At 32.8% G+C, this 19,458-nt stretch carries 20 protein-coding genes and 1 tRNA gene; 3 read left to right on the forward strand and 18 right to left on the reverse strand.

Annotated elements, in window-relative coordinates; genetic code table 11:
- Positions 1–2: 2 nt before the first annotated feature.
- The 3 genes from comGC to comGA are packed head-to-tail and all read right to left on the reverse strand — an operon-like array spanning position 3 to position 2,416.
- Positions 3–311, reverse strand: coding sequence for a competence type IV pilus major pilin ComGC (gene comGC, locus F9279_RS09800; protein WP_152112461.1), 309 nt, complete (start codon positions 309–311; stop codon positions 3–5).
- A 13-nt stretch (positions 312–324) separates the two neighbouring features.
- Entirely contained in the window at positions 325–1,362 is a 1,038-nt protein-coding gene (gene comGB, locus F9279_RS09805; RefSeq protein ID WP_226793395.1) for a competence type IV pilus assembly protein ComGB, read from the reverse strand.
- Positions 1,346–2,416: a competence type IV pilus ATPase ComGA gene (gene comGA / locus F9279_RS09810; RefSeq protein ID WP_152112463.1), complete on the reverse strand. Its 1,071-nt coding sequence runs from the start codon at positions 2,414–2,416 to the stop codon at positions 1,346–1,348. The genes comGB and comGA overlap by 17 nt, the downstream gene beginning before the upstream one ends.
- A gap of 130 nt (positions 2,417–2,546) precedes the next feature.
- On the opposite strand from comGA, the gene F9279_RS09815 reads away from it, so the two are divergent.
- A tRNA-Gln gene (locus F9279_RS09815) sits at positions 2,547–2,618 on the forward strand.
- Between the two features lie 857 nt (positions 2,619–3,475).
- Here F9279_RS09815 and F9279_RS09820 read toward each other — a convergent pair.
- Entirely contained in the window at positions 3,476–4,153 is a 678-nt protein-coding gene (locus tag F9279_RS09820; RefSeq protein ID WP_152112464.1) for a GNAT family N-acetyltransferase, read from the reverse strand.
- 269 nt (positions 4,154–4,422) lie between these two features.
- Here F9279_RS09820 and F9279_RS09825 point away from each other — a divergent pair, with 269 nt between their 5' ends.
- Positions 4,423–5,121, forward strand: coding sequence for a helix-turn-helix transcriptional regulator (locus F9279_RS09825; protein ID WP_152112465.1), 699 nt, complete (start codon positions 4,423–4,425; stop codon positions 5,119–5,121).
- 48 nt (positions 5,122–5,169) lie between these two features.
- Here F9279_RS09825 and F9279_RS09830 read toward each other — a convergent pair whose 3' ends face one another.
- The 7 genes from F9279_RS09830 to F9279_RS09860 form a co-directional block, all read right to left on the reverse strand.
- Positions 5,170–5,805 carry an MBL fold metallo-hydrolase gene (locus F9279_RS09830; RefSeq protein ID WP_152112466.1) on the reverse strand — a complete coding sequence of 212 codons (636 nt, stop codon included), beginning with the start codon at positions 5,803–5,805 and terminating at the stop codon, positions 5,170–5,172.
- Positions 5,806–5,820: 15 nt separating this feature from the next.
- The gene (locus F9279_RS09835) at positions 5,821–6,135 is read right to left on the reverse strand and encodes an MTH1187 family thiamine-binding protein (protein ID WP_152112467.1); all 315 of its coding nucleotides are present in this window, start codon (positions 6,133–6,135) and stop codon (positions 5,821–5,823) included.
- A 62-nt stretch (positions 6,136–6,197) separates the two neighbouring features.
- The gene (locus F9279_RS09840; RefSeq protein ID WP_152112468.1) at positions 6,198–7,310 is read right to left on the reverse strand and encodes a hypothetical protein; all 1,113 of its coding nucleotides are present in this window, start codon (positions 7,308–7,310) and stop codon (positions 6,198–6,200) included.
- Between the two features lie 143 nt (positions 7,311–7,453).
- Positions 7,454–8,641, reverse strand: coding sequence for a M14 family metallopeptidase (locus F9279_RS09845; RefSeq protein WP_152112469.1), 1,188 nt, complete (start codon positions 8,639–8,641; stop codon positions 7,454–7,456).
- A gap of 240 nt (positions 8,642–8,881) precedes the next feature.
- On the reverse strand, positions 8,882–10,765 hold the full coding sequence (locus tag F9279_RS09850) for an LTA synthase family protein (RefSeq protein WP_152112470.1): 1,884 nt from the start codon (positions 10,763–10,765) through the stop codon (positions 8,882–8,884).
- A gap of 253 nt (positions 10,766–11,018) precedes the next feature.
- Positions 11,019–11,981: an ROK family glucokinase gene (locus F9279_RS09855; protein ID WP_152112471.1), complete on the reverse strand. Its 963-nt coding sequence runs from the start codon at positions 11,979–11,981 to the stop codon at positions 11,019–11,021.
- Between the two features lie 2 nt (positions 11,982–11,983).
- Complete coding sequence (locus F9279_RS09860) at positions 11,984–12,196, reverse strand: YqgQ family protein (RefSeq protein ID WP_152112472.1); 213 nt, start codon at positions 12,194–12,196, stop codon at positions 11,984–11,986.
- A gap of 249 nt (positions 12,197–12,445) precedes the next feature.
- Between F9279_RS09860 and F9279_RS09865 the strand changes: the two genes are divergently transcribed.
- Positions 12,446–13,318, forward strand: a complete 873-nt coding sequence (locus F9279_RS09865) for a hypothetical protein (protein WP_152112473.1) — start codon at positions 12,446–12,448, stop codon at positions 13,316–13,318.
- Positions 13,319–13,451: 133 nt separating this feature from the next.
- Here F9279_RS09865 and F9279_RS09870 read toward each other — a convergent pair whose 3' ends face one another.
- The 7 genes from F9279_RS09870 to F9279_RS09900 form a co-directional block, all read right to left on the reverse strand.
- Complete coding sequence (locus F9279_RS09870; RefSeq protein ID WP_152112474.1) at positions 13,452–13,652, reverse strand: hypothetical protein; 201 nt, start codon at positions 13,650–13,652, stop codon at positions 13,452–13,454.
- 57 nt (positions 13,653–13,709) lie between these two features.
- A complete protein-coding gene (locus F9279_RS09875; RefSeq protein WP_226793399.1) occupies positions 13,710–14,489 on the reverse strand; it encodes a DUF92 domain-containing protein in 780 nt (259 codons plus the stop codon).
- Positions 14,479–15,054 (reverse strand): 5-formyltetrahydrofolate cyclo-ligase, encoded by a 576-nt coding sequence (locus tag F9279_RS09880; protein ID WP_226793402.1) that lies wholly within the window; start codon positions 15,052–15,054, stop codon positions 14,479–14,481. Before F9279_RS09880 ends, F9279_RS09875 begins: the two co-directional genes overlap by 11 nt.
- Before the next feature lie 91 nt (positions 15,055–15,145).
- Positions 15,146–15,295 carry a 50S ribosomal protein L33 gene (rpmG, locus tag F9279_RS09885; protein WP_101175018.1) on the reverse strand — a complete coding sequence of 50 codons (150 nt, stop codon included), beginning with the start codon at positions 15,293–15,295 and terminating at the stop codon, positions 15,146–15,148.
- Between the two features lie 67 nt (positions 15,296–15,362).
- Entirely contained in the window at positions 15,363–15,989 is a 627-nt protein-coding gene (locus F9279_RS09890) for a hypothetical protein (protein ID WP_152112476.1), read from the reverse strand.
- A 22-nt stretch (positions 15,990–16,011) separates the two neighbouring features.
- Positions 16,012–18,468, reverse strand: a complete 2,457-nt coding sequence (locus tag F9279_RS09895) for a glycosyltransferase (protein ID WP_152112477.1) — start codon at positions 18,466–18,468, stop codon at positions 16,012–16,014.
- A complete protein-coding gene (locus tag F9279_RS09900) occupies positions 18,465–19,163 on the reverse strand; it encodes a DUF4912 domain-containing protein (protein WP_152112478.1) in 699 nt (232 codons plus the stop codon). The genes F9279_RS09895 and F9279_RS09900 overlap by 4 nt, the downstream gene beginning before the upstream one ends.
- Positions 19,164–19,458 lie beyond the last annotated feature (295 nt).

Here is a 19,458-nt window from a genome sequence, read left to right on the forward strand (position 1 = left end):
ACTTATTCATCAGTAGACACAGTAACTAGACCATTTGTTAGTATTAATTCACTACCATTTGGGCATGTTTTTTGCTCACTTATAATATATTGTTCGTCCACTAATGCATCCATATCTTTTGGATACTCCCGATGCTCCATGAAAAAGGATTGCACCTCTGCTTGAACCATTTTCGTTAAAGCTTCACAACCAGTGGTATTAATTTTTGAGTTATGTTTTGTTATATTAGGAATGGTCACTAATAATAGAATGGAAATGACCACTAGAACAATCATCATTTCTATTAAGGTAAAACCAGATTCATTCTTCATCGTTTTCTTCCTTTCATAGTCCATTTAAGAGTTGAAACATTGGTAATAATACAGATAAATAAATAGATATTATTAACACTCCTATAAACGTATAGAGAGCTGGTTGAATCATTTTCATTGTTTTACTGAGGTTCTCCTCCATTTGCTTTAAACAATGACTTCCATAATAATATAATTCTTGATCTAATTTCCCATTTTCTTGTCCATGTTGAATGATTCGAGACAATTCTTTATCTAAAAACTCTACAGAATTCAATGCTTTTTCTAATTTCACTCCTTTTCTAAGCTGAAATATAATAGTAGCTCCTACTTCTGCATATAAGCGCTGTTGTTTATTTTCCTGAAAGAATAGTAAGCTTTCATACATGGAGAAACCACTAGCAAGTAAATAGCTTAATTGAAGTGTGAAAATATAGGAGTAATACTGCATGACATAACTTCCTATTACAGGCAAGCCAACAAGAAGGTTAATTCGTTTCATTACTGCGAGTTTTTGGAAATGAAGGTAGTAATATAGAATGATGAGTAAGAAGCAGATGAGTATACAAAAAAAGCAGAAAGGAAGAAGGAAGTGAAAGACTTGCACTATTTTCATAAAAAAATTACTTTCTAAATCCATGGAAGCAAAGATAGAGTTAAATCGAGGAATTAATATACTTTGAACAAAGAATAGTAAGATAAAAGTAAAGAAAAGAAGAAATAAAGGATAAGAAAGAAGTTTCTTCATATTTCCTACCGTTTCGTATTTGTTTTGAATCATTTTACTCGCATCTTGAAAGGCGGAAGAAAAGCCTCCATGTTTTTCTGCAAAAAATACAAAGCTTATTACTTGTTGATCAAAATTTAAACGGGTTAGATTGTCAAAAAATGAATCACCACCCTTCAATGAACCATAGCAGGCTTTGATATCTTCTACCCTTTTAGGTGGCATATAATAAGTGGCTGATTGAACTGCTTCTGCTACTGAATATCCCCTGTCTAATAATTCACCAAGGCATTTTAAAAATTGCGACTGCTCCATCAAAGACCAACTTTTAGCTTTTCTCTTCATCATAAATCCACCGTTCGTATTCCTCTTCTTTGATAAATCCTAATGCTATTCCTTTTGAAATCGAAGATCCTAGTGAAACATATTTACCATTTATAGAAGTGGTTCGATGATACAGAATATCTTTTATCATGCTTCCTGTAATCATTTCAAATACTGTAGCTCTTTTCATTCTGTTCTCAAGCCTATAGCATTGAGGCTTACATTTACCACCACAATAAGGGCAGACTAACTCTACAAGCCTTTGTGCTGTAACTGCAATTAAGGTTTGTTCAATTTCTATTTCATTAATCCCGAATTCAACCAATCGGTGAATTGCTCCCTTCGCATCTCGAGTATGCATGGTTGTTAGCACCAAATGACCTGTTAAGCTTGCTCGAATTGCAATATGAGCTGTTTCAGCGTCCCGAATTTCTCCAACCATAATGATATCTGGATCATGCCTAAGAATAGCCTTTAGCCCAGTCGAATAGGTGATCCCTGCTTTTTCATTTACTTGTATTTGCAGAACATTATCTTGCGTTTTTTCTATTGGATCTTCTAAGCTGATTACATTTCGCTGATAGAGATGTGCATTTTCATTTAATAAGGAATAAAGTGTTGTGGTTTTGCCAGAGCCTGTTGGACCTGTGAGGATAATTAAGCCGTGAGCATGTTTTAGGAGAGAGATTAATTTCTTTGTCACTTTAGGAAATAAAGAGATTGTAGACATCGGAAGCATATTGTTGTCTTGGAGAATTCGGATGACTAAGCTTTCATGAGGATGTGAGGGCAAGGTGGATAATCTAAGGCCAATGTATTGACCGTTTACAGTGGTGGTTATAGAACCATTTTGTGGTTTTCTTCTTTCTCCAATATCCATGGCAGCAGTAAATTTAAAATGAGAGATTAGTTTGTCACTTTCTTTTGGATTAATGCTTCGCTTGAAGAGAAGATGATTGGCAATACGGAACTGAATAATGGACTCTTTTTGCCGAGGAACTAAATGAATATCTGTCGCATTTTGCTCAACAGCATCTCGAATGAGCTGATTAGCTAAAGCTTCAATAGATAACACTTTTTTTCTACACCACCTTTTGCATGTCTTAATGAGTAATTTCGACAGAATCAGAGAAATTCCTCCTTCATTTCTAAAAAAATCGAATAAAAATAATATTTTTTAGCATACTATCATTAGAATGTTACATTGGGCTATAGCCAAGTGGTAAGGCAACGGACTTTGACTCCGTCACTCGTTGGTTCGAATCCAGCTAGCCCAGTAGGAAAATAGAGAAACCACTCTTGAAATCCCCTTATAGTCTAAGGAATTAATCAAGAAAACACCGTTTTATATCCGGTGTCTTTGAAAGCTGATTTTACACAAAATACTATCGTTTTTTTTCAGAATATCCACTGTATCTATAGATCATAAGATGAGTGCTCACTTTTTTCACCAATATTTGTGACTGCCCGTCTAAAAAAAGAAGGAAAAAACTTCTCCTTCTTTTTCACTTTGTTTAACAAAATTCCACAGCCAATTTGTAGGAATCATCAAAAATAAGCAGAGAATTCCGACTAAAGGCAAATATAATGTTAATTCGCTTGCTAATAAGCGGATTTTTCCGGTTAAGTAAGGAAAATGCCTCCTATTTCATGTGTTCTAAGGAAATAGGCGTAATTCTCCGTCTATTTCCGTTGTTTTTCATGGAAGTAATGAAAATAAGAGGATTTCTACGACTATTTTTCTAATAGTGGTCTTTTCCAAATTCTCTAAGGTAAGAAGCATCATAAAATATTTTATAACTCTTTCAATTACTACTATCTCCATATTTAAATAAATGAAGTACATAAAAAAATCCTTCGTTTTCCATTGTGATACGAGAGGGTTTCCCTCTATATTTACAAATTGTTCATAGACATTTTGTTTATAAATTGATTAGCTGCTTAAATTCTGCTAAGTTCACTTTCTCATTAAATAATATTTTTTCTAATGCTAAGGTTATCATATGTGGAACCTTTATTAACTTATCATTTTTAAAATCTAGGTTATTTAACAAAATGATGGACTTGTTATAGTCCCCGTTAAATACGTATAGCTAATATCCAATTCCTCCAACTATTACAAAACAGGCAAACCCTATTCTAATCCCATATTCTGTAAACACCCTATGATCGTCTCTTTCTCTAACCCGTTTACGGCTAAATATTTTTCCTGATACATATATTTTACAATTTGAAAAATATACTCTATTGTTATATCGATTTTCTGGACATTCTTAATGAGTAGGTTCAATGGCACTGCTTCATGTTCTTGATACAATGGTGGTTGGACATACTCTATTTCTTTATATGCTTTGTATTTATTTCTCTCAAAGAATGATTTTCTCTTCTGACACTCCTCTTGTTCTTGCTTTGTCTCTGCATTTTCCTCTTTCTCTGTCTCAAGTATGACGAGATTTAAGGATGAATAGCCAGCTTTAATAGCATCTTTATTTAATAATTGCTCTAACGTTAACAATGTCTGCGAACCTAATCCTTTGTTTTGAACAGACGGGTTAGTTGCGATATAGACAATAAATCCCGCATTCACTTCTGCTAAATAATGTCCTGTTGCAAAAGAAACTACTTGCTCATTATCTATACCCGCTATAAAGTGAAAAGCATTTGGCTTTGAAATTTCAGCATATTTCATACTTTTTTTGAAAATGCTATGAGGTTCTCTCACCTCAAGAGGAAATGATCTATCATATAATTCCATCACTTGATTCCATAAATTTCGGTCTTCAAGTGTTACTTCTTTCCAGATTATAGTCATAATTTTTACTCCTATTTGTATATTCTTCTTTTCTAACTATTATTTTAATAAAAAATAATCTATGTATAAATAGTAAGCTTAGACTATGTACACTTTCATACCTTCCACTCTAAGTCCTTTTTCCATCTTACCTACAGTGAATATGTATATTTTATGAACAAATACCATGTGAAAATGTGAACATTTTGTAAACTAATCGTTACTAACGTGTTTATGATAGTTTGCTATATTATAATGAAGGAAATTAGTTCCTAGGAGGAATATCCATTATGGAGGAAACACTTAAAGTCACCAATGTACTGTCTGATCCTACACGATTTTATATTTATCAATATATTACTAATCGCCATCAATTTGTTACGGTACAAGAAATAGCAGATGAATTTTCAATCCATCCAAATGTTGCTCGCTTGCACTTATCGAAACTAGAAGATGTAAGAATGCTTGTTTCGGAAACAAAAAAGACAGGAAAAGGTGGTCGCCCAAGCAGATTATATCGTTTATCTGATGAAGTGATTCAATTCAGCTTTCCATTTAGAGATTATAAACTATTAAGTAGCATCTTGCTTCAATCGCTTGAAAAGCTAGGAGTGGATGGAAGTATAGCATTATATGAAACAGGTAGACAATTTGGTAAAGAATTAATGGAACAAGAAATCATCCGTATTACAAATAATGCTGGTATTCTTTCCAAAGATGATAAAGTAAGAATCTTACAGAATGCTAGCTTAATGACTGGTCAAATGCCATCTCTTGAATGGAATGACGACCAATCAGCTCTGTATTTTGAAGTGTATAACTGTCCTTTTAAAGAAGTTGCTAAATTGCATAAGGATAAGGTTTGTATGATGCACCAATCCTTCTTTGTTGGTATGTTTGAGACCCTATTTACTGATGTTACATTAGTGGAAAAACAGAATATTATCTCAGGCTGTGACCAATGTGCTTATCATACACAGGTCAGATAAAAAAATAAGGATGCAAGCATTTATTAGGCTTAGCATCCCTTATTATAGTTAAAATCCATTAATATATGGGTTATGATCCATTTCATGCTCAATAGTAGTCTTTCTACCATGTCCTGATAATATGATCGTATGCTCAGGTAGTGTTAATAGTTTTTTATGTATGCTATCTAACAATGTTCTCTGATTTCCACCGGTCAAATCAGTTCTACCTACACTTTCGTAAAATAATGCATCCCCAACAAATGCAAGATTCTCTTCTTTAAAGTAGATGGTAACACTTCCTGGAGAGTGTCCTGGTGTTTCCAACACTTGAAAAACAAAATCCCCTATTTTCATTTTAGGATTTTCATCTAGAAAATACTCTGCGGGTTTCGCAACTACTGGTTGAGGTAAACGAAATGCCTCACTACCGTTTAATTTAGGATCTATTAGCCAATTTTCCTCCTTGGCATTGATATAGACTGGTATGCTATACTCATTTCTCACATCCTCTACTGCACCAATATGGTCGAAATGGGCATGTGTCAATAATATAGCAATGGGACTTAACGCTAGTTCCGTAATGTACTTGATTAGTTTTTCTCCATTTGCTCCTGGATCTATTACTAAGCAATCTTTGTTCTCATTCCAAATCAAATAACAATTAGTTTGGATTGGCCCTAAAGGAATTTGTTTATATTCCATTGGAAGTCTCCTTTCTTAATTATTCAAGTGCTTCTCTACACTTTCTAATTTTTCTTCCATTTTTCTAACTTTATCTCGTCTATCATCGATTCTTATATTTGTACACACTCTTTGTAATCCTGCTTCGAACGGTACTTCATGCATTGCTTGAATAACTTCAAATAGAACTGGTAATTCACCTTCAATAATCGTATTCATTGGCGTTAATTGAAAACGAATAAGACCTTTATCTTCATACCCCTTTAATACATTTTGTATAGCAGCTACATATATACTAACACTAGGTGTTTCGGTTCCAACTGGTATCACTGTAACATCTACTATTGCCATTTTCTACACCTTCCTTATTTACGAGTTATTCCTATTTATTCTGTCATAATTTCTATATTTGTTCAATTAGATGGAAATAGATAGCTAATCTCACCTGTATTCAAATTGATGAGATTTTCTAAATAATATCCATATAAGCAATAGTTACCATCACTTGATATTTGAAGTGGTTGATCTTCTATATCTGCTATTAATTCTTTTCTTTCTCCATCAAGCATGTTAATACTAATTAAGTCATATCCATCTTGATAGGTCTCAGCATCTCCTGCAGTCTTTGGAACAAATGTTATTAACTGATTATCATAAAATGTATAGTTTGGCACTGTCCAATTGGAGAACTTAGAAAGCCTTGGTAAGCTAACACTTATCTTTTCTTCTAGATTTGTATCGTAAAAACGATAGATTGCTTCATTAGCGTATTCTGATTCACTAGATATAGTAAAAAGCTGATCCTTGCTTTGATCTACAAAGTAGACAGAATTTAATTGCACTTCTCTTTCAAGCTTTGATTCTACATTGTAGATTTTTAATGGTGCATATAAAGAAGGGTTTGCTTGATCCCAATCAAGATACATTACTTCTTTTGTTGCTATCCACTTAGGAAAAGGAGTTGATTTACTAAATTCGTCTATTGTACTTTTGTTTATATCTAGCTTATATACTTTACTTTCCCATTCCTTAGAGAAAGTAGTAATTAGCACTTCATTTTCATTATATGGATTCCATGCAAATGAGGTTTCATAGCTTGTTATTGCTTTTGAGAATAGCTTATTTCCTTTTGAATCTATAATATGTATTTCGCCCTCTGTATCAGAAAGTAGATTATATATCAATAAATAATGATCATTAATACTCACATTTGCTAGTGTATATTCGGACTTATATATCGAGGTATGTTTTCCTGTATGAAGATTATACGTATACACCGTGTAATCTGTGTCCGTTTTAGCTGAATAACATATAATATTTTTATTTATCCAACCATATACCTGAACAAACTCTCCATCTTGTGGACTAATTGGAGGAAGTATTGTTTTTACTGTTTTTTTGTCCTTCGCTTCTTTATCACTTGTTGTAGTATTACCCTGCCTCATGTCGCAGCTGGACAGTATAAGTGTGAAAAAAGTGAAGAGAAGAATGATTGCTAACATGTTTCTTTTGTAGAAACAACTCATTTTTTCACACTCCTAAATCCATATATCATTCATTACTTTTACCCTTATTGAATAGTAACACAAAAAAGCCGATATTTCGGCTTTTTGTATTAACTTTTATAAAATTATTAAATATTACCTATTGAATTCATACAGTAGCTTCCTTACATGTACATAGTTGCTAAAAAGATGCCTGTGACATCCTTATATATTTCATCAAACTGAGATAAAGGAAGCGGATTTATCCCTTTCCCCAATTCAATAGTAAAGCCAGGTTTTCTAAATTCTTGAATAAACCAATCTTTATAACCTGCATGACTGTCTACATATTGAATAGCCTCATATCCACTTACTCGATTAAATTCATTCGCTAATTGTAAGGATTCAGGAGGCTCTAATCCTTCATATCCCCAATAAAATTCCTTTCCTTGAGTATGAAGAGCTAGCATTCTATCAAATTTTTCACGTGTTGCCAAATCAGCCATGACTATCGCTTCAGGTTCAGAAAGTGGGGTATCACCTGGATAATCTCTAGGAGCAGGAGATTTTGGTTCTTTTCTTTCTTTTTCTATTTCCCAGTTGGCAGGATACTGATTATTCAAGTCAATTCCTCGGATATTTGCCTTCCAGCCAGTGAAGTCCGTGCTACCATTATTAATCTCTAATACCTCTGTTTTATTTGCTTCAAGAGGTCCATTTAAGACAAGATTAACTCCATCTGGATTTACCATTGGTACAATAGTCAAGCTTACTGATTGATAAAGCGGCATAGTCTGTACATTTCTTATAGCAGCATTATTTGTTAAAGAAAGTAGAAACTCATTAATAAAAGTCATTAATATTGGAGTAGTAATCCATTCATTCGCATGAAAAGAGGCATTCATCTGTATTTTCTTGGTTCCCTTACCTATTTTCAAAGCATAAATATTATTACCTAATACACTTTTTCCTATTGTGCTTAAATTTACAAAAGGAAAAATGTTGGTAAGGGATTTAAGATCCATTTCTAAGTCACCATAATCGTATTCTTTTTTCCCTTTTACTGATTGGAGAACAACTCTTTTGGGAACAGTCACTTGTTGACCTACTTCTAGATTATTTAAATTCAATGTCTGATTTAGTAATAATAAACTATCAACTGATATATTTCTAATTCCTGCTATTTTCCATAAAGTATCTCCTGGCTTAATTGTATACTCCTGTGTTACAAACCCAGGTACTTTAATAATTTCTGAGCTTGTTAGGCTATTAGGATTTACAGTTGGGTTACTATCTATTATAAGATTTAATGGCACTTTAAATAGTTGGCTATAATACCATAAAGTATCTCCTGGTCTTATGTTAACGTCCATTTCGCACACTCCCCTCCTATTTATAGGCTATGATGTTTTTTCTAGAAAAATTCTTCTGTTTCTCTGTTTTGTAGTAGGTATTTCAAGAGTATGTACTAAATAGTCTGCTAAATTTACAGTTGTAACATTATAGGCTGAGATTTCTGTGTGATCTACAAGAATTCCTTGAAAAAAGTGGCAATGTAAACAAGATTAGCTTCTTACCACTAGTAAGGTAAGAAGCTAATCACTACTTATTTCTCATTCTTCTTGTATTTTTAATGTTCCACTCTTTTTATCATAAAACCTTAATAAATCTCCATTAATAATACTGTCTGAATACTGTAACTCAAGGCTTGACTGCTCTACTAATGGCGTACAAGCACTCTGCTCTATTTGCTCTCCAGTTGCTCTGTCATAGCAAACATCTGTTGTATACACATATTCTTCTGTAATAAAGCTTCCATCTCTTAAAACGACAAAGGGATTATTTTCAGTAGAAAACAAATCAGAACCGAATTGTATATCATCTTTTGTTTCCACTCCTAATAAATGAAGAAGGGTAGGTTTGATATCCATTTGTCCAGAAACAGTAGAAATGGTTTCCCCTTTCATTCCTGGAATATGAATAACAAAAGGTACTCTTTGTAATTGTGTACTTACAAATGGCGTTACTTCTTCCCCTAACAATTCAGCCATTGCTTTATTATGATTATCTGATATTCCATAATGATCTCCATATAAGACAATTACGCTATTTTCATAGAGGCCCTCTTCTTTCAATCTTTCTATAAAGATTTTTAATGCTTCATCTTGATATCGGACTGTCGGAATATAGTTATTAAGTGTCTTACTCCCAGTAGTTAATGGTTCTATATATTTGTCTTCCTCTTCTAGTTCAAAAGGAAAGTGGTTTGTTAGTGTGATAAACTTCGTATAAAATGGCTGTGGCATCTCTTTTAAGTGATCAATAGACTGTTCAAAAAATGGAATATCCTTTAATCCCCACCCTACTGAATTCTCTTCATTTACTTCATAATCATTTATCTCATAAAACCTTTGATATCCTAAACTTTTGTACATTATGTCTCTATTCCAAAAGCTCTTATTATTAGCATGCAAGGAAGCTGTATAATAACCATTTTCGTTTAATATCTCTGGTGTTGCCTGGTATTCGTTTCCTGAATGAGTAAAGAAAACGGCTCCTCTTCCTAAAGGATATAGTGAGTTTTCTACGATAAATTCAGAATCAGAGGTTTTACCTTGTCCAGTCTGATGATAAAAATTTTCAAAATACAAGCTATCTTTAATAAATTCATTTAAATAGGGTGTAATAGCCTCTCCGTTTACTTCTCGATTCACAACAAAACTTTGTGTAGACTCCAGGCTTATCATAATGATATTTTTTCCTTTTGCTATTCCAAACATAGATTCACTAGGCTCCGTATAATTAGCTTGATTATAGTTTAATAGATCTGTTAATTCGCTTCCATCCGCAAGTGCTCTTTGAGCTGTAGCCTTCGTTTGTAAAAAGATATCATACAACTGATAATTGAAGGCACCTATGTTTTTGACTAAAATCTCTCTATCAAACGTTCTCGTTAACAATTGTGTTCTTTGCGTTTCTGCTAAACTCAAATTAAAGAAGGCCAAACTAATCGTGAGCAAATAGAAAAAACTTTTTTGCCATTTTGTATATGTTGCTATTTTAATAAATTTCGGTTGTTTCTTTATTAATACGCCTATTACGATTATATCAATAAAATACAGAATATCTGTGAAATGAATTAGCTCCTTTACACTGCTCCCTAAATCACTCATATTGCTAGTTTGAAATAAAAGTGGCAGTGTCAAAAAGTCAGTATATACTCGGTAGAATACTACATTAGCATAAAGAATGATGGATAATACGACACTAGCAATAAAGATATATCTTATATGCTTTTTTCCTGATAAAAACATCGCTATTCCAAATACAAAAAGCAGCGAACTTAATGGATTAATAATTAATATGAATTGTTGAATCCAGTTTTCAATTTTAATGTCAAAGCTAACTACATACGCTATATTTGTTTTCACCCAAAGAAAAAGAGTAGCTATAGCAATTAGTGAAACCTTAGTAAAGTCTATTTTTTTTGTAAACAAAAGTGATCCCCCTAGCCTATTATCCTAATGTCTTAATTATATTTACGCAATTCATATATTCGTATCTAATTTTTATTTTATTTTAATCTATTTTTCATAATTATGTATTAAAATATAATATTTCCCTCTATTACAGACGATTTACCAAGGTGAAAAGTTTCAAAAATAATCCAAAAAAATTCAAAAAAAAAAGTTCTTCTCCCTTTTTTAGAAAAAGAACTCATTATAAAAATATAAAAAAGCTTAATTGTAATTATTTTTTCGCTAACCAAGCAGCACCAATTACTCCAGCTGTATTACCTAATGTAGCAACATCGATAATTGTAGATTCTGCCACATTTTTAAAAGAATATTTTAGAAAGTTTTCTTTAACTGAATTTAATAAGATATCTCCAGCTTTAGAAACGCCCCCTCCAAGTACAATTTTTTCCGGATTTAGGGTATTTGCGATATTGGCAAGCACAAGTCCTAAGTGAAGGGATACAAAGTCAACAACTGACTTAGCTAGCTTATCTTCTTTTTTTGCAGCATCAAAGACATCTTTAGCTGTTATGTTTCCTTCTTGATCCAACATACTATGTAACAAACTTAATTCATGTTCTTCCGCTAACCTTTCTTTAGCTATCCTAACAATCCCTGTTGCAGATGCGATGGTTTCTAAACAACCAGTTTTTCCACAGTTACAAGGAGCACCATTTTCTACAATACTTGTAATATGACCAATTTCACCTGCTGCACCTTTAACACCTTGAACAATATTCCCCTCTACAATAACACCGCCACCTACACCTGTTCCTAGAGTAACACAGACAAGATCTTTACTTCCCTCACCTGCGCCTTTCCACATCTCACCTAAAGCCGCACAATTAGCATCATTATCAATGATAACTGGTAAGCCTAAGTCCTGCTCTAATCTCTCTTTTAACGGAAAATTATCTGGCCACCCTAAATTAACTGTATTAAAAATGATGCCAGTTTCATAATCAAACGGGCCAGGTGCTCCCATTCCAGCACCAAGAACATCTTCTTTTGCATGATTCAATTGAACTAACTTCTCATGAATTGATGTTGCTATATCACTAGTAATATTTTTTCCTTCTTCTGAATTATCTGTTGGTATTTCCCAATGATCAATAATAGTACCTTCAAGAGAAAGAAATGCTATCTTAACTGTAGTACCACCTAAATCAATTCCTATAACCCATTTTTCACTCATCCTTATTCCCCTCCAGAATTCTCATCTTGCATATGTTGTATCTCTTGGTTAAGTAGAAAGATTGCTGTTTCAAAATCTTGCTTATTCATTAACTGTGCTTTATCGAGTTCTACTATTTCTGTTTTCATCAATTGTAAATCTCCTAGACGATCACCTATGTAGATAATAGTTCCATATTTCTTTAAAAATTGCTGAATATCATAAATTGTTTTCATATCAGTACCTCAACTATCTTTTTCTACCTTTATCTATACCTTGTAGATTAATCGCTTTCAATTCAAGTATATAGGATATTAACATTTACCTCAATATGATACTGACAAGATACCGATAACAATTTTATCAACTGACCACATACTTTTTTAAGGTTCTACATATAAATGGAAAGACTATACTAAAGACAAGCTTGCACATCTTCAATCATCAGGAATCAGAAATTTAATCTATATGAAGTGGTGAACAATATGCGAAAAGATTTTCTTAGATTAAGTTTAGCTTTAATCATTCTAATTTTCATTTTTTATATTTTCCAGCAAAAAGAAATTGCGAAGGAAAGCATTACTTATTTTCCAATTGATCCATCTGTTACATTTCCGAAAGCAAGCACTTCCCTTGAATATAATAAAAAAAGATTTGATGAATATAGCATATTTTGGAAAACACAATCTTCTATTAATAAACAAGCTTATTTGAGGCAAGATATGAGTTTTTTATTTGCAAATGGTAAATTAATTAGTACTATGGGTGAATGGAAGCAGAATAAAATGGAGCTAGCTGAAGAAAAATCAATTATTGAAAGTAAAAGTAGCTTGTTTCAAGCTGTATCCTTCCACTTTGCAGAGGTGCATGATAGCAACGGCAGTATCTTTAGCTCACAGAGAATTTCTGGAGATACCTTATTCGTTGTTAATTCAACCTATGATGATAAGCCTTTCGTTTTTCATACACCTAAATCAAATGTAGAGGAAGAGTGGAAACAAGAATTAATAAGCGAAACAGATGATTATATTGAGTTTGCCTATAAAAGTGTTTTGAATAAGTTTGGAATTTCACTAGAGGATTATCATACAAGGATTTTATTATCGGACTTAACTCAGTTTAATGACTCTCGTATTAATCTATTCTCACAAGAACAAACTGCCGAGATAATTGGGCAGTTAACAGAAGGATTATATAAAAATTATTTCCTGGGAATTACAAAAATAGATGGCTCTACTATTAGTCCGATTGGAAGTTCTATGCCTGTTATTCTGATTGCTAATAATCATCTTCTGGTATTATTTATAACGGAAAGTAAGGAGCCTGTAGTACTTAGACAACAAATTTCTAATTTATAATAACTATTTATTTTTATCTTACAGAGCAGAATCAAGACATAGATTTCATGTAAGATAAATCTTGTTTTCTTAAATGGAGCTTCATCATAAAGGAAGCCTCTATGCCTTGTTTCTATTTTTTGTAACTTATTAACTACTGATAAATAGTATCTTTTGACTTCCCAAAAACATTGTTCATCATTGTCTTTCTAATAGCTGGTATGCTCATGATTATGCGAATGGCATACTTTCTAATATAGGGGCTTCTTAGAATAGAATTTAAAAATTTATACCTTTTTTGAATTAAATAATACCCACCTAAACCTATTAGAATGATGGAGAACCACTTTTGCATTTTACATCCCTCCTATTCTATAGTTTGGTGCATTCACCTAATTTTATCCCGAACTTTTTAATGAAAAAGGATAAATCCTAATAATCCTGCTAAAAGACCTGATAATAAATTAACTACATCATTATTAAATAATGTATATCCCTTTATTCGAACTGTTTTATCATGACAAATTTTAGGTATCTCATACACTTTCTTACATTGTTTACACATATACTCAACTTGTATATATGCACCTAGAATAGTGTCTATGCAACTTCCCATAAAACCTAATAGAGCTATCATACTGAATTCTACAAACGAAATAGGAAATATTATGTATGTCAAAGCAGCGATAAATAGTGATCCTATTATAGATGCAAATGTACCAAGTAAACTGATTGCTCCTGAAGTACCTGTTGTGGTTACTTTAAAGGTTTTTAATGAAAAAGGTTTTCTCTTACTTAAGCTTCCTATTTCCGACGCCCAAGTGTCAGAATTAGCAGCTGCTAAAAATGTGGAAAAAATTAATATCCAAATAGTTTCTGATGTGAAGAAAAATAAAATAGCAGAGATAGATGCTAATCCACCATTTGCGATAACCTGTAAATAATCCCTTGAATTACCTTTACTTGTTTTCTCTTCCATTATTCTTTTAGAATGCTTTTTATATTTAGACAACAAGCTAGATGAGATAAAAAAAGCAAACAGCAAAAATAATCCACTTCCACCAAAACCGATAGTTATTGCTATTCCAACAAATATAGCTGCTATACCTCCGCTTTTAGAGAGGTAATGGTGTTTATAGGCGTAATACGACCCCCATACAATTGCTATAATATATACTATATTAGATAACACGGAAAACTCCCTCATTTGTAATAATCTTTTGTATTTTTCTATCATGCTCTTCAACAGGTATTTTGTCTAATAGTTGCATGGTAAAACATAAAGAAATGGTTTTCCCTTGGAAATTGGTTAAATATCTATCGTAGTATCCGCCACCAAACCCTACTCTATATCCAGCCTTAGAGAAAATCAATCCAGGAACAATGAGCAAATCTATTTCCGAACTCTCCGTACTTGTTGTTTGTTCTACAATTGGTTCATATAGATTACTATAGACGCATTCTAGTTGATTAAAGCTATTTATGCTGCGAAAGTCCATTTCTTTGGAATGTGGTAAGCATTTTGGAACACTCACTTTTTTGCCTTGCTCCCAGCAAGCACGTATTAATTGGTATGTATCCACTTCTGGAATATGAGAGAGTGTTAAGCCTATGTGAGCTGCTGATTGAAAATCTTTATCTTTATATAAATATTGTGCAATCTGGTAGGATAAATGTTCATATGATGGTCTTTCTAATTTACTCAATTGCTGTTTCATCATTTGTCGAAGTTCTTTCTTCTGTTGAACGAGAGTCAAGGATATACACCAGCCTTTTTTCTTAATAATAATTTATACATGTCAGATGAGTAAATAAATAACAAAAAACAGAAGGGAGATCCCTTCTGTTTTATTTTGTTTCACGGTGAGTTGTAGTACGTTTCTCTCTTGAGCAATATTTTTTTAGCTCAAGACGATCTGGGTTATTTCGTTTATTTTTTTTAGAAATGTAGTTACGATCACCACATTCTGTGCAAGCTAACGTAATGTTTACACGCATGTTTATTTCCCTCCAAACTATAGGTATCTAGTTCGTGCATACGACTTTTATATGATAACACTTTTTGTTAGGAAATGCTAGTACTTGTTTTTAATAGAACGGTATTAAAATCTAATAATTCTTTTTTACTTTGTCCATGAATGGACCAAGCTTGGCATTGGTCTGTTGATTGTGGCTCAATTTCCATATTTAAAGAGAAAATACTAACACAAGATCCTTTTGCCATAGGTTGATATTTTAGTTGACCTTTACTAAAATTATTCCAGATATGATCCGTATGAACATTCCATATAGGCTGAACTGTCCTTTGCTCCATACTGTTCCCTTTATTTACCCCATTTACTAAAAATAATTCATCATCGACAGAATGATAGATGACATTCTCTGTTGGAGCCACAAAAGCAACATGCTCTTTAAAAGGGTTGGTAAAATGATTTAATAATAATATCTTCATTTCCTTCCATTCTGAGGAGTGGTTTCGAACAAAAATCTCATTATATTGAATTTTAGAGTGTTTATGAATATTTTTTACATGTACAGAAATCGCATGTTCTGGTATCAATTTTTCATAGCCATTTTGAATCCAATAAATTTTTCCATCCAGCCATATTCCAGGAGTAGTCGCTAATTTATTTAATGGCGTATCTTTCATAGAAGAGTGAAACTCATTGCGTATTTCTGCCTCAATTTTCATTTTCCCCACCTACTTCTTCTTATTATTTACTTTCAAGGAATTCTCTTACTTTAAACTGAACAATAACCTCTTGAAAAACTCTACTCGTTTCTTCCCCAATTCGGTTCCAGCTGAATAATTGTCTGACTAATTCACTGCCTTTTTCACCTATTTCCTTTCCCATAACTGTATTCTCTAAGAGGTACTCTATACTTTCTACTAAACTTTCTGCATTATTTGGCTCCATATAAACACCTGTTACATGATTCTCCATGATTCCACTCAAGCCACCTGTATTAGAAGCGATGGTTGGAATAGAAAATAGTAATGATTCTAATGCTACAATGCCAAATGGCTCATACGAACTTGGTATAACAGCAATATCTGTTATAGAGTAACAAGCATTTTTTTGCTCTTCATTTAAATATCCTATTAGCCGTACTGACTCTGTTAAATGATTTCTTTCAATAAATCTTTGATACTCCTCATACATTGGCCCAATACCTGCAATCATAAAGAATAAATCCGAGCGATTTTTATGCAGTATTTTAGCTGCTTCTAAAAGAGTCCCAAATCCCTTTTCTCTTACCATTCTTCCCATGGCAAAGATAATTTTCTTATTAGTATCTAAGGAAAGATGTTCAACGGATTTTATGGATACTTTCTTCTTTCCTGTCACTTCTACTCCATTAGGTATAACCTGAATCTTTTTTTCTTCCACTTGAAAAATAGATTGTAACTCTTCTTTCATAAAATCACTACAAACAATTAAAGACTGTGATTCCTGAATCAATTGCCTTTCCTTCTCATGAATAAATTTCTGCATTTCTGTATATATTCCACCATTTCTTCCATGTTCTGTAGCATGTATGGTGGAGATTAAAGGAATATCTAATTGATTTTTTATGGTTATGGCAGCTGAACTCACTAACCAATCATGTGCTTGAACGAGATCAAACGAAACAAATTGATAGATTTCCATCGCTTTTTCCCACATGGCAAGATTTAAACCACCGATCCAGTGAATAAAGTTTTGTTCTTGACTATATATTGGCTTCACCCGATATACGAATAATCCCTCTTCTTCTTCCATATCTATAGGCTCTTGCTTAATATCCTGTGCGGTTATAAGGTGAACTTCAAAGTCTTTCTTAATAAGACTTTTACATAATCCAACAACGTGTGTCCCTAAACCTCCGATTAAATTTGGCGGGTATTCCCATGATAGAATAAGAATCTTCTTTGTTCTTTTCGATTTCACACTCCTATCTTCTCTTTTTCCAAGAAAGATAGTTGAACTTAGGATAGGAGTTTGCTGCTCTCTTTCTAGTAACCAATCGTGATCTACTGATTCTTTCATGTATTTACTTAGTTTATTAGCAGCTTCTAAGTGGTTATGAACCCTTAATACTTCCAACTCGTCATCTTGATATAATAGAGCGCTTAACATAATCCATTCTTTTTCTAATTGTTTGACTAGTCTTTCCTTGTCTTTTTCTAGTCTCCATTGTTTCCATTGCTCGATTTCTCTTTCTAAGAAGGAAAGGCTAGGATACCAATGACTATTACGTGTTATTACGTGATTTTTATTGAAGGATAAGGATGAGCTAGAAAGATGAACGGCATCTATACTTTCATTAAACTGCTTTTCATACATCGTAGAAGATATATTAACCATGTATCCTTCGTCCATTAAATAGCGAATACTCTTTTTCCAATCTTCCTTAAAGCTCATAAACTGATTAAGCTCGATAGGAATGGTAATAATGGCTCGATTACTATAATGATTATAATGTGAAAGAAGCTTTAATAGCTCTTCTTCCCAAATGGCTCTACTATAGTTCTTACTATTTATTACCTCATAAAGGGATTCTTCTACCGGATAAAATAGTAATTCATGTGGTGATCTAACAGCTATTCCCTCTTCAGAAGGGAGTGGGTCGCTCATATAAATTGTTTTACTATTTAAAAAGCTGAAGTGTAAGCCTGCCTTCTTTAGATATAAATCTATTCCAGGAGCAAAATTACCATTCGGGAACCAAAAGCCTGTGGGTTGATATGCTAAATGGTCCTCAAGTATAGCAAGAGACATCTCTACTTGGATTTTAAGCCCTGTGCTCGTTGAGAGATTTGGTACACTGGAGTTAGAAACAGGAGTGGCTAGTAATTCTACTTTATTTTCTTTTAAAAGTGATTTTAGTACAGTATTTAAATTCTTATTTTTTTCCATCCAATAGGTATAAACATCTTTCCTCTCGTATTTTTCTAAAAATTCAGTCATTTCCTCTTGGAAGGATTGCATGTCCATTATCTCTATAAAAATTGGTGGAATAACAAGTTGAGGTGTATAAGAATAGCTCTCTCTTTCCATTTCAGATAGAAACTCTATAAATGGAATAGTAGCAGAGTAGAACTCTATCTTTTCTTTCTTATTTTTTGAAAAAAAATGCATAAATGGTATATTATTTAATACAATAAATTGAAAGTAAGAATAATTCATTTCTTTTTCACATCCTCATGCTCTTCTAATTCATAATAGCTATAAGTGCTGACATGCTCAATCCAATTCGGTACAGTAGTATGGTTATTCTCCCAATTTTTCATGTCTTGTTCCATGTTTCCTACCTGCTCAATCGAAGTTCTCGGTGTTTGAAGGGGATTTGACTGTAATATTGGTAAGAAAGATTGATATACATCTATAACACCAATTTCAAAGCAATAACTTCTATTTGGTAGTAGTTTCTCAATGAATAACGAATCTTGCTCGAGATTAACTGGTATGAATCGCGAACTATGTGCATTTTTGCCATTATAAATAATACTCGTAATATCATTGATCTTTACTGCAAGAGAGCATTCACTTTTATCAATTGTGTAATAAGTGGATATTAATTGCCATTTCCCTTCTGGTATTCTCCAAAGAACGAGAGTAGCATCCTCTGCTAATAACCAGGCTTCCATACCATTATTCTTCGTTATATAGTCTATACTTGTCCAAAAATTATTTGTTATGTCAGTAGTGTTAGGAATAGCCTCCATCTTTTCTTCAGCTTGTACCAATAAAAGCTCCTCTTTTTGATCACTCATGTACTTTTTCCATTGGTATTGAACCTTACCAACAGTAGAATTTAATTCCTTTGCGATTTTGCGAAAAGATAACCCCTTACTTCTAAGTGTTAAAATTTGTTCAATCAATAGAAATAGCACCTCTTTCTTATCATTTTCATACTGTTTTCTTTCTCATTCACTATAAAAAGCTTTATATCCCTGTTTCTCATTTATACTATTATGTTATCATCTAATCTCTATTGCCACAACGAACAGATTTTGTCGTAAAATGCTTGAACTTACTGTCATTTAGCTTAGTAAGCCATAATTTTTTTTTCTTGTCCTTTCTTGTGTTTGAATGAACCTAATTTCGACAAATATAATAGAAACAATTATTTAGTGATACGACATTTTATGGAAGGTTTCGCTAGAAAATCGAATC

The organism is Bacillus sp. B1-b2, from assembly GCF_009183415.1.
Classification (GTDB): Bacteria; Bacillota; Bacilli; order Bacillales; family Cytobacillaceae; genus Niallia.